We start from the raw sequence: 11,388 nt of genomic DNA on the forward strand, positions 1-11,388 counted from the left end.
TTCACCTTCCCGAACAAGGCGCCGAACGATGTGGATGTCACATCGCACGACTCGCCGGGCAACAGCGAGGAATTCATCGCGGGCCTGCAAACCGCGCCGGACTGGGCGCTGAGCAAGCACTATGTCCCCGAGGATGCCGAGGATGTGCTGTTGCAGGATCTGGAGGAATCGCGCGAGCTGGTTCTCATCGAGGTCACCCCGGCCGGGGCCACCACACCGCATGTCTGGCAGGCATGGCTGAAGACCTGGTTGCCCGGCGTGCCGGTCAAGGATGCCATGAAAGGTGAAGCCACCTTCAAGGTGCTGCACAAGGTCGTGGCATGACGCGTCGCGGGGACGGGGAAGCGCAGTTTTCGGCCGGTGGGGAAACCTACCGGCTGAAGTTCGATTTCAATGCGCTGGCCGATTATGAAAGCATTGCCGGGGCGGCGGTCTGGGGCGCGCTGGATCGGTTTGCCGAAGGCGAAGCTTCGGCTGAGGACATGCGGGCCATGCTGTGGGCCTGCCTGCAAGAACACCATACCGGGATCACGCTGCGCGAGGCAGGGCGGTTGATGTCTGAAGGGCAGGAGGCGCTTTCGCAGGCGATGGATACCGCCCTTGCCGCGCCGTCTGCGGAGGAAGAATCGGGGGAGCCGCAGGCCGCGACCAGCCCGGCGGCCTGACCCTGCATGATCTGGCGGCCCGGTATGTGGCCGCAGGATGTTCCGAGGCGGAATTCTGGTCGATCACGCCTCGGGCCTTTGTCGTGACGATGCGCGGCCTGCGGCTGCGCGCCCGGATGGATCGCCTCCGCATGGCCGAGGCGGTGCGCGCAGGATCGCTTCTTGAACATGATGACTGGCTGGCCTGGGTGCAGGCGACAGATGGTCAGGATCGACGCCTGCCAGAGTCTGCGCTGGCCGGTGCCTTGCGCAGCGCCAGTGTTGGCGTTCCGGCGATCACCATGCAGCAAGCCCTTGAAAGGATGCACTGATGTCACTTTCGACTATGCGTGACTTGAATGCGCGGATGCGGCTGGATACCAGCCATTTCAGTCAGGGACTGCGCAAACTGGAGGTGGATACCAAGCGCACAGCGGCCAAGATGGGGCAGGCGTTCCAAGCCTTTGCTCTTGGCTTTGCCGGTGGTGTCGCCAGTGGGCTTGTCACCGGGGCCATCGACAAGATGACTAGCGGTGTGAAGGACACGGTAAGGGAAATCGCCGCGATGGGCGATGAAGCAAAGCGATCAGGTCTAGGGCTTCGGGCTTTTCAGGAATGGTCTTTCGTGGCGCAACAGAACCGCGTCAGCCTCGATGCGCTGGTGGACGGGTTCAAGGAACTGTCCCTACGGGCAGATGAATGGATCGTGACCGGCGGCGGCGCAGCGGCCGAAGCCTTCCAGCGCCTCGGATTCAGCGCGGCTGACCTGAAGGAGCGGTTAAAAGATCCTTCGGCCCTGATGCTGGAAATCATCGGGCGCCTGAAGGGGCTGGATCAGGCGGCGCGCATCCGCATCACGGATGAGTTGTTCGGCGGCACGGGCGGGGAACAGTTCGTCCAGCTTATCGACCAAGGCGAAGCGGGCCTGCGCCGCACCATTGACCGGGCGCACGAACTGGGCAGGGTGATGGACGAGGAAGCAATCCAGAAAGCAACCGAGCTGGATCAGAAGTGGAATGAGCTGGCCGACCGGGTGGAGACGTTTGCCAAGCGTGCCGCCGTGGCGCTGGCTGATCTTCCGTTCGCAGTCATCGAAGATCGGATTGGCGAAATCTTCAATGAGGCTGAGGGGCGCCAGATCCTCGGGGATGAGGTCTATGACCAGTTGCGGAAAGCTGGTGATCTTTCCGACGAACAGGTGGTCAAGCTGACCGCCCTTCGTGGCGAGTGGAGCAATCTAGCCGAGGAAGCCGACCGCACGGCCAATGCGCTGGCGCAAGCGGCAGGCGAAGCTGACATGATGGGCTTGGATAGTCTGTGGGAAGTGCTGGCGCAGGCATCTAACGAGATGCGGAAGCTTGCTGATGATTTCGCAGCTGGTGCCATCGACGCGGAAACCTTCCGGGCAAAGATGGATGAGTTGCAGCGCGCGGCAAGTGCAGCCTTTAACGCGCTGGACGATGCCGACCGGGTGAACTTCAGCGGTGCGATTTCGGAAGTGGACCGACTTGGAGGTGTCATCGCATCAGTCACGATCAAGGCGCAACAGCTCTACAGTTGGCTGAAAGCAGCGGCCGGGGCGGGGAGCGAAGCGGCGGGTGTCACGACCGGAACGCCCTTGGCTGTGGGTGATATCCAGATGCCCCCGGCCGAAGGCGCGCCGCGCACATCTCCGAAGCCAAAAGCGGCCCCGAGCGGGTTTTCCGTGGATATGGATGGCAATGGCATCCCCGATGTGGTGGACGATGCTCGCAAGAAAGCCTCTGGCGGCGGCAAGTCCAAGGGTGGCGGGGGCTCGAAGGACAATTTCGGCAAGAGCATGTCGGACTGGCGTGTTGAGGTCGAGGGTATGCTGGCCGAGGCGTCGGCGCTCAATGACCTGCAACTGGCGTTCGATGAATACGGGATCGCGGTCGATGTGGCGCGCCGCAAGGCCGAGCTGCTGCAAGAGGCCAAGGAAGCCGGAAAGACCATCACGCCAGAGTTGCGGGCGGAAATCGACAAGCTGGCGAACAGCTATGTCGATGCTGCCACCAAGATGGAAATGGCCAAACAGCGGCACGAAGATTTCAAATCTGCGGTCGAGCAAACGAAAGGCACGCTGTCCGGGGTTTTCACGGGGCTGGTGACCGGCGCGCAGACTTTCCGGCAGGCTCTGGGCAATGTGATCGCCAAGCTCGGCGAGATGATCGCCATGAAGGGCTTCGAACAACTGTGGAGCGGGGGCCTTGGCAAAGGTGTCGGCGGCATCCTGAAGGCGCTTGGCTTTTCGCGCGGCGGTTATACTGGCGATGGTGGCGTGGATGAGGCGGCGGGTGTGGTTCACCGTGGCGAGGTGGTCTGGTCGCAGGCAGATATTCGTCGCGCCGGTGGGGTGCAGCTGGTCGAGCGCATGCGGGTGAGCGGGGATCTGGGCAAGCTGTTCCGCATGCCGGGCTTCGCCAAGGGTGGGGTAGTAGGTGGGCAGGTGTCGCCTGGCGCATCGTCGCGCCGCGCCTTCACCTCGGCAGAAATTGCGCGGCTGGTTGCCATGCCGGATGTCGGGGCAGTGACCCGTGTGTCTGGTGGTGCGGCGCCGAAACAGGGCCGTGATCTTGTGGATGTGCGGATTGGGGTGGACCCACGCAATGGCAGTATCCAGCCCTATGTGGATCGTCGCGCGGCGCAGGTTGCGAGCGGGCTGGATGCGCAGGCCCAAAGGGCACAGGTGCGCATGATGCCAGACATGATCAGAGACATTCAGCGCAGGGGCACCTGATGGAGCGTCATATCGTCGATGTGCCTCGCGTGCTGTATCGCGGGACGCTGTGCAACTGGCGTATCGACTGGCGGGGACAGGCTCCGCTGCAAGCGACAGACGGCAGTGAGCAGGTGGTATTCAACCGTTTTCCGCGGTTCATTGGCCAGCCTGAAATGGTTTTGCCGCCCGAGATGATCGGGGAGTGGCGGGCGCTGGTCGGCAGGCTGCGGGGCCGTTCCGGGGCTTTGCGCATGCGGATGCTTGACCGCGCTGTGCAGCCCGGTATCGGGGCGGCGGCCTGGCAATCCATGTGGCGTGCCTATCGCGCGGGTCTCTATGTCGAGCCGCGTCCGGTGATCCGCTGTGTCACTGCGGCCAGCGCGGGCGATGGCTCGATTGTGGTAGATGAAACCGGCGCGCCCGATCCTGTTCGGGTTGGCTGTTTCCTGTCGTATCAGGACTGGCCGTTTCTGGTTGTCGGTCGATCCGGCGTCGGCCCCTCTGTTGTTCTGACAGTCGAGATGCTGCGCGTGGATATCCCGGTCAATGCTGACATTGATCTGGTTGCGCGTGGACTGTTCACGGTTCGGGCAGACGATTCCGGGTGGCCGGAGTATGGACTGGATCTGGTCGCCCGTCCGCAACTCGACCTTGTGGAATGGATCACCCGATGAGCTTCTTTCCCGTCGGTTTCAACCCGCGCGACCCATCGGTCGGGCTGCTCGATCTGGTGTCGATCGACACAGAGGACGGAGTGTTCCGGTTCATCTTGGGCGGTGACGGGCGGTTTGTGGATGTGGACGGCCATGCCTGGATCGGCTGCCAGCTGCTTGAGGCGCCAGATTTGCAGGTCTCGCTGAACGGCACGGCCCCGGCTGGGTCGATTTCGCTGACCTATATCCCCGACCCGTCCGACGGCGATCTGGTGGCCGAGCTGCGGGCGCTGGGGACGGAATACATCCTTGACCGGGAAATCGTGTTCTGGGTGCAGCCCATCGGGGAGCTGTCGGAGTTTCACGCCCCGGTGCATGCGCCGATCCGCTGGTTGACCCGCCGTGGTGCCAGTGTGGCGTTTGACCTGTCGGGGCCGATGGAGCGGCGCATCACGCTCAATTTCGAGAGCATCGGCGCGGGTCGCAATACGGCGTCGCGTCTGACCAACACCACCAGTGATCATGCGGCGCTGATCGGCGAGGCCAATTCCTCGCTGCGCTTCGCCCCAACCGACACGTTTCAGGAACAGAAACTCTTTGGATGAGGAAGACATGGATAATTGTGCTGAGATCGAACGTCTGGACATGGTGACCTTCTACCCTCCCGCTCCCCTGCGCCAGATCGGTGAGGGTGTGTTCGAGCTTGCCAAGCCGGAATGCCGGGATGTGCAGACCCTATATCCGCTTATTGAGGCAGGTGCCGGGCGACGCCTTGTCCTGAAAGATCCCTGTGATGACGTCGGGGCGCTCCTGCGGGATGTTGTCCGTGGTGAGATTGTCATGGACGCATCCGGCCAGCTTCGCGGCGTCTGGCGAGTTGATGCCGCGAAGCTGATGGAAATTTTTGACAAGCACCCTTCGTATTAATCAGCCCCGCCCAGCCCTGACGTCAACTTGTGTGCCAGCGCTTTCAGGCGATCCGAGGTTTCGGTGATCTCGGATGTTTGCCTTCCAAAGGCGATCTGCGCGGCAAGCAATGATGTTTCATGGGCGAGTTGGCGCACTGCGATTTCGTAACGTTCCAAGCGTTTAGTCAGAGCCTTCAGGTCAGAATCGTTCATGTTACCTCCTGCAAATGCGGGAAGTTTCAGTGTGCGGTCCTGAACTGTCGAGTCAGAAAGCCGAGCCTGTATCCATGACCCCTCTCTATGTCGAGTTGAACCGCTGGCGCAGGCTGACCTACCGCTGGGGCGAGGCGGATTGCGTCACGCTCTGCGCCGATTGGTGTGTGCGCTGCGGCTGGCCCGATCCTGCCGCCGATCTGCGGCTGACCTATGAAAGCATGGCCGAATGCCAGCGCGTCACGCGGTTTTTCTCTGACCCGCTGGCCGTGGTGGCGCCGCGCATGGCGGCGGCTGGTCTGGCGCTGACCGCGCAGCCGGTGGGGGGGGATGTTGGCATCGTGCTTCAGATCGCGCCGGGGGTGACGCGGCCCCATGCGGCCCTATGCCTGGGCGAGGCATGGGCGGTGAAAGAGACCTCGGGCGCGGTGACGGCGTTTCGCCCGCAGAAAGTGTTGGCAGCTTGGGGGGTAGGCTATGCGCATCCGTAATCTGGCGCTGGCCGCGCTTCTGTCCACCACATGTCTGGCGGGGCAGGCGAAGGCCGATCCGCTGAGCGCGTTCTTCACCGGCTTCTGGCAGGGCCTGACGACGGGTGTGGTCGCAGGCGCCGGGATCGGTGGGCCGTGGGCGCTTGGGGCATCCGCCGGTTCATGGCTCGCGGGCGGCTCGCTGCTGTCGCGGGTGGTGCTGTCCGTTGGCCTGTCGGCGCTGTCGCAAGCGTTGATGCCGACGCCCTCGGTCCCGTCGCCCTCCGACCGGCAGGTCAACTGGGCACAACCGATATCCTATCAGGAGCGGGTTTATGGCCGGGTCCGCAAGGGGGGGCCGTTTTGTTTCTCGGCGGCCAGCCGGGCCGATGTCACCAACCCGGACGGGACCGATGATCGGTTCAAGCGCCACTATGGCATCCTGATCGCCGCGCACAGCACGCGCGGGCCGGTCCAGCACTTTCTGGACAAGCGGCCGGTCGAGTTGGAGGGCGACTTCGTATCGACCGAGCCGATCTGGTATGACGGCAAGGGCCGGTGGGCATGGCATGGCGCGATCCGCACCTACACCGGCCAGCCGGGGCAGGCGGTCGATCCGATCTGGGATTCGGTTTTTCCCGAGGTCACCACTGCCGATGATTTCAAGGGGTTGTCTTACGCCGCGCTTTACGCCGCCCGGCCGCCGAACAACGTTTTCCAGCGGATCTACCCGACCGGGCGGGAATGGGTCTATGCGCCGGTCTGGGATGGTTGCGATACGGTCTATGACCCGCGCACCGAAACGTCGGACTGGACCGACAATGCGGCGCTGATCATCGCCGATGTGGCGCAGCACTATGGGTTTGCCGTCGATTGGGATGAGGTCGCGGCCGAGGCGGATATCAGCGACCAGCTGGTGACCAACCGCGACGGCGGCACACATCGGCGCTGGACGATCAACATGGTGATCGACAGCAGCATGACCTGGGAACAGGTCCGGGCCGAGATGATGAAGGCCTGTGACGCCTTTTTCTACGAACGGCGCGACGGCAAGCTGGGCTTCAAGGTCGGCTACTACAGCGCGCCGACCGTCACGCTGACCGATGCGGATTTCCTGTCCATCTCGATCCGCGACCGGGCGTGGGGCTCGGATGTGATCGGGCAGGTGGCAGTCAAATACGTCGAACCGGCGCTGGATTATCAGGAGGAGCTGACCGGCGCAGTGGTGGCCGATCCGCAGGGCGACCGGCACGAAGAGCCATGCGGGGCGATCAACAGCCACAATCAGGGCTGGCGCGTGGGGTATCGCTGGCTGGCGACGGCGCGGCCGCCCTATTCGGTCACTGGCACCATCGGTCCCATCGGATATGAGTGCATGGAACAGCGGTTCCTGCGTATCACCCATGAGGAGGCGGGCTTTGATGAGGTAGTCGAGGTTTCGCGGCTGACGCGCAACGGCGGCAGCCACACGTTTTCGCTGGATGTGGTTTCGGTCGATGCGGGCGATTTCGACCCCGACGCGCTGACGCTGGAGCCAGCCCGCCCGCTGCGCGCGGTGGTGGCTGAAGATGGCGATGTGGTGGCCCCGGCCAGCCTCACCGGGGAGGCGGTCGAGGGCACCGGCGGCGTGGCGCTGATCGAATGGGCATGGCCGGTGCAGCCCGAGGATCTGCGCCAGCAGCTGCAAATCCGATCCGTCGATGCTGGCGTGCCGGATTGGCAGATCGTGGATGCGGGCGAGGGGCAATCGTCCCTTGTCTCGACCGGGCTGGTCGATGGCGCCACCTATGAGGCGCAGGTGCGCAACCGGACGCCGGGCGGGCGGGGCTCGCCCTGGTATCCTGCCGTGCCGCTGGCCGTTGTCGCGGTGGCCAACAGCACGGCGCCGGCGCCTCTGGTGGCCTTCGGCGCGGCGGTATCCGGGTCGGACGCGGTGTTGACCTTCACCGCGCCAAATGACGGGCAATATGCCGCGACGCGGATCTGGCGGGCGGATGGCTCGACCGCATTTGTCGATGCGGTGGCGATCCGCACGGAGTTCGGCGCTCCGAATGCAGCGGACAGCTATACAGACGTGGGGCCCGGCGTCGGGTCGCACAGCTACTGGGCCGAGCCGATCAATGGCTCTGGCATCGCGGGGCCGCGCAGCGGGCCGCAGACCATCACCATCATCTGAGAGGATCACATGGCAACCACTGTCGCCGGTCCCGTCCGCTTGCCGGACGGGTCGCAGCCCAGCCATGGCCGGGTGCTGTTCACGCCCCGCGCGCCGATTGTCGGCTCGCCCGTGGTCACCACCAGCCCGGTCGCGGCCACGATCACGGCGGGCGCGATCAGCATCGCTCTGGAGTGTGCGGCAGATGGCAGCCGCTATGCCGTGGCGGTCGAGCATTGGAGCGCGGTCGAGGGCCGCCTGCTGATCACCGATCTGCCCGACATCGTGGTGACGGACAGCGGCACGGTCACGATTGCGGATGTGGTGGCGCTGGATGTGCCCGAGGGGCCGCAGGAGCACCGGCTGAAGCGGGGCGACAGTCTGAGCCTTGGCTGCGTCTATGCCGACCGGCTGGGGCGCCCGCGCCCGTTGACGGGCATCACTGCTACCTCGTCCCTGCGCGGCCCGGACGGCGTGACGCGGGCGCTGGTGGTGACCTTGCTGGATGCCGGGGCAGGTGAGTTCGAGGTGACGCTGGCGCCCAGCCAGACGGCGACGCTGCCCCTGGGCCCCCATGCCTGGGACATCAAATTCGCGGTGGGCGGGCGGGTGGATCGCACCGTCACAGATATCGTCCATATTGATCAGGAGGTCACGCCGTGACGGATCGTGTTGTCGTATTCAGGGGAGGAGCGTTGCCTACCGCTGGTGTGTCGCCGGGGGATTTCGCAGCGGAGGTGGCTGCGCGTGTCGATGAAGATGCGAGCCTGCTCAATCTTGCCTCTGCTGGCGACCAAGTGCGCCTAAGCTATGTTTCCGGCGACGGGCAGGACGCGGTGTATGAGGTCGTCGCGGCGCAGGCCGCGCTGACGCTCGGGGTCGGGCAATTGCTGCAGTTTGCGTGGCAGGGAGTTAACGCCGATGTTGATCCGACAAAGACCATCGGTGCGACCGTCTATACGTTGCGCGCCTCGGATGGCTCTGCTCTTGCAGCAGGTGATCTTCGGGCTGCCTCGTATGTCGCCCGCATCCATTCTGGATCGGTGATCCGCGTTCTGAGCCTTATTCGTATCGCCGATGTGCCCGGCCTGTCCGCCGCGCTTGCCGATACCGCGACCGCCGCACAGGGCGCGCTGGCGGTCACTGCTGTCCAGCCGGGGGACGACGTGTCGGTGCTGGACGAGACCGCCACGGCCAAGATCATGACCGGGGCCGAGCGCACCAAACTGGCTGGCATTGCCACGGGCGCGACGGCCAATGCCCCCGACGCCGCGCTGCTTGCCCGCGCCAATCATGCCGGCACGCAGGCGATTTCGACCATTACTGGCCTGCAAACAGCACTGGACGGCAAGGCTGTGCAGGCTGATGGCAGGCTCGCCCGCAACCGGGGCGCCCACTATCCGCTGAAATCGGCGACCCGCGACGGGATCACCTCGGCCGAGTACACGATCTGGTCTAACCTGTTGCTCGACGCACAGGTGTTTGGCGCCCGTCGCGGGTGCTATTATCAGGTTGCCTACTACCAGAACGGCGCGACCATCGGCACACCCGGCTATGGCTGGGTGATCCGCGAATTCGACGCGGCCACCTATGCCTCCGATTCCAGCACCGCACGGGTGCTGCGGCAATACTGGGACACCAACCCGCCGACGATCAACCCTGCGGGCGGCATCCAGAGTGTCGAGATCATCTGCAATCATCCCGACGGGCGGCCCTCCCCGACCGTCCTTTTGACTGTAGACGGCGCGGCGCTGCCAGCCAGCGGCACGCCGGTCAACAGCAACGCCAGTAGCGGCTTGCCCGGCTGGTCGTGGATCATCGACCCGGCCTGCTACCGATATCAGCCGCGGGCAACCTTGCCCGCCCGGCGCGGCCAGATACAATCCGCGTCCAACAGCTTCCTCGAGAAAGCCCTGCTGGATGCCTGGGTCTATGGTGCCCGCCCCGGCAAGGTCTACGGCATCAGATACTTTAAAAACGGCACCGGGGCGCTGGCCGGGCCGAATGATGGCTGGACCATCGAGGAATACGACGCCGAGACCTATGGCTCGGCCGGAACCGGGCTGAGCGTTCTGAACTACCTTCAACCAGCACCCGACATCACCCGCAGCGGCGTGCAGATGGTGACGCTGCGCAGCCCCATCATCGACGGCCTCAGTTTCGTTCTGAAGATCGACACCGATGAGCTTCCGGCCTACGGCACATTTGTCAAAATGAACGCTGTCGGTGACCCCGGCTATAGCTGGATCATCGACCCGGCCCGCGTCGCAATCGCGCCCGCCCCGACCCCCAGGCGCCTGTCGTGGTCGGCCGATGCGGATGGCAACCTGCAGGCGACCTGGCAAAGCGGCATCTGGTGGTATCGCCTCGCCTTCGGCCCGAACGGCAAGAACCTGTTGCCGAACGTGCAGGCGCATTATTTCAGTCCGCGTACCGGATCGACGGCGGGCCAATGGTTCGAACAGTGGAGCGGCCCGACCGATTGGCTGCCGCCGCTGATCGTCGGCGCGGATGTCGAGGGCGCCGCCACGCGCATCTTCACCGGCGGAAACCACGGATCGGACGGTGGGGCTGGCGGCGATAATACCGCGCGCAATGTCTATTATGACATGCTGATCGATGGCGCGGCACAGCCTTGGGAAGTGGCCGAGGGCGCCGCATCCCGCATCACCCTGCGCGTCGTCAACGAGGTCATGGCCTACAACACGGTCGGCGTTGGGCGATACGTGCTGCGTGAGCATTTCGTCGTGACAATCACCGCTGCAGGGATCGAGGTCGAGTGCGAGCGCACGGCGCTGGAAGATATCAGTGTATATGTCGATTACGGGCCGCAGATCGCCACCGGGGGCTACCAGTCCACCATGATGCTGCTTGGCGGCGGCGCGGGCGATTTCGTGGCATATGCCGCCGGACTGACCAGCGGCACGAAGGCGACCACGCCGGACGCGTGGGCGGTGATCCTGCGCGCCGCGCATGGGCAGCTCGCCTCGTGGATCGACCGAAACTACGAGGCGGGCGATCTGCGCTATGTCGGCGGATCTTTCTCGCTGATCCGGGGGAGCGGTGGCAAGTATTACCACGCAGTCTGTGGCGTCGATACCGGATCGACGGTGGCGGCAACCATCGCGGCGGGAGAATCCTACCGCTGGCGCGGCGGATACACCTGGCAGGCGCCCGGCCTGTCGGAAACCGACCTGATGGCAACGCTACAGATCCTGCGCGACGGCCGACCCGCACAGGCGCTCATCGCGAGCGGCAGCAACTGGAGCTTGCTGCCGTGATCTATCAATCCCGGCGTCAGCATCTCGGTCAGCATGCCGTCCGAGATGCTGACCGATGGCGCGGCGGTGCTGTTGGTGCGCTGCATCTGGACCAGTGGCTACAACGCCTTCCAGATCGGATGACCTTCCCCACCGCCCGCAATCCCAACACCCCCGCTTCGGCGGGCTTTCCATGCGCAGGAGGCGCTGACATCGACACACCACCCTCTGGCGCAGCACCGCCGCCGAACTGGAGGCCTTCCGCCTCGCCGCCTGCGCTGCCCTGGATGCCGCGACATCGGTGGCCGAGGTCGAGGCGGTGCAGGTAGATCCGGGCAAGGCCAT

The 11,388-nt window shown here is 64.6% G+C and carries 12 protein-coding genes; 11 read left to right on the forward strand and 1 reads right to left on the reverse strand.

Annotated features, from left to right (window positions below; translation table 11 throughout):
* The 7 genes from C8N34_RS26550 to C8N34_RS24890 all read left to right on the forward strand — a co-directional run.
* Nucleotides 1–324: phage tail protein (locus tag C8N34_RS26550; RefSeq protein ID WP_170120582.1), on the forward strand; the 324-nt coding region annotated here is incomplete at its 5' end.
* A complete protein-coding gene (locus C8N34_RS24865) occupies nt 321–665 on the forward strand; it encodes a GTA-gp10 family protein (protein ID WP_108130949.1) in 345 nt (114 codons plus the stop codon). The genes C8N34_RS26550 and C8N34_RS24865, both read left to right, overlap by 4 nt.
* Nucleotides 666–691: 26 nt before the next feature.
* A complete protein-coding gene (locus C8N34_RS24870; RefSeq protein ID WP_108130939.1) occupies nt 692–976 on the forward strand; it encodes a hypothetical protein in 285 nt (94 codons plus the stop codon).
* Nucleotides 976–3,402 (forward strand): phage tail tape measure protein, encoded by a 2,427-nt coding sequence (locus C8N34_RS24875; protein WP_108130950.1) that lies wholly within the window; start codon nt 976–978, stop codon nt 3,400–3,402. The genes C8N34_RS24870 and C8N34_RS24875 overlap by 1 nt, the downstream gene beginning before the upstream one ends.
* Nucleotides 3,402–4,058 carry a hypothetical protein gene (locus tag C8N34_RS24880; protein WP_108130951.1) on the forward strand — a complete coding sequence of 219 codons (657 nt, stop codon included), beginning with the start codon at nt 3,402–3,404 and terminating at the stop codon, nt 4,056–4,058. Before C8N34_RS24875 ends, C8N34_RS24880 begins: the two co-directional genes overlap by 1 nt.
* Nucleotides 4,055–4,642 (forward strand): hypothetical protein, encoded by a 588-nt coding sequence (locus C8N34_RS24885; protein WP_242013755.1) that lies wholly within the window; start codon nt 4,055–4,057, stop codon nt 4,640–4,642. Before C8N34_RS24880 ends, C8N34_RS24885 begins: the two co-directional genes overlap by 4 nt.
* Nucleotides 4,635–4,964 carry a hypothetical protein gene (locus tag C8N34_RS24890; protein WP_108130953.1) on the forward strand — a complete coding sequence of 110 codons (330 nt, stop codon included), beginning with the start codon at nt 4,635–4,637 and terminating at the stop codon, nt 4,962–4,964. Before C8N34_RS24885 ends, C8N34_RS24890 begins: the two co-directional genes overlap by 8 nt.
* On the opposite strand, the gene C8N34_RS24895 is transcribed toward C8N34_RS24890, so the two are convergent.
* Nucleotides 4,961–5,158: a hypothetical protein gene (locus tag C8N34_RS24895; RefSeq protein WP_108130954.1), complete on the reverse strand. Its 198-nt coding sequence runs from the start codon at nt 5,156–5,158 to the stop codon at nt 4,961–4,963. The two genes, C8N34_RS24890 and C8N34_RS24895, sit on opposite strands and share 4 nt — an antisense overlap.
* Nucleotides 5,159–5,232: 74 nt before the next feature.
* Here C8N34_RS24895 and C8N34_RS24900 point away from each other — a divergent pair, with 74 nt between their 5' ends.
* The 4 genes from C8N34_RS24900 to C8N34_RS24920 are packed head-to-tail and all read left to right on the forward strand — an operon-like array spanning nt 5,233 to nt 11,064.
* The gene (locus C8N34_RS24900) at nt 5,233–5,649 is read left to right on the forward strand and encodes a DUF6950 family protein (RefSeq protein ID WP_108130955.1); all 417 of its coding nucleotides are present in this window, start codon (nt 5,233–5,235) and stop codon (nt 5,647–5,649) included.
* Nucleotides 5,636–7,804: a phage tail protein gene (locus C8N34_RS24910; protein WP_199750633.1), complete on the forward strand. Its 2,169-nt coding sequence runs from the start codon at nt 5,636–5,638 to the stop codon at nt 7,802–7,804. Before C8N34_RS24900 ends, C8N34_RS24910 begins: the two co-directional genes overlap by 14 nt.
* A gap of 9 nt (nt 7,805–7,813) precedes the next feature.
* Nucleotides 7,814–8,446 carry a hypothetical protein gene (locus C8N34_RS24915; RefSeq protein ID WP_108130956.1) on the forward strand — a complete coding sequence of 211 codons (633 nt, stop codon included), beginning with the start codon at nt 7,814–7,816 and terminating at the stop codon, nt 8,444–8,446.
* Nucleotides 8,443–11,064: a hypothetical protein gene (locus C8N34_RS24920; protein ID WP_145693517.1), complete on the forward strand. Its 2,622-nt coding sequence runs from the start codon at nt 8,443–8,445 to the stop codon at nt 11,062–11,064. Before C8N34_RS24915 ends, C8N34_RS24920 begins: the two co-directional genes overlap by 4 nt.
* Nucleotides 11,065–11,388 lie beyond the last annotated feature (324 nt).

The sequence above is a fragment of the Gemmobacter caeni genome (assembly GCF_003054195.1).
Classification (GTDB): Bacteria; Pseudomonadota; Alphaproteobacteria; order Rhodobacterales; family Rhodobacteraceae; genus Gemmobacter; species Gemmobacter caeni.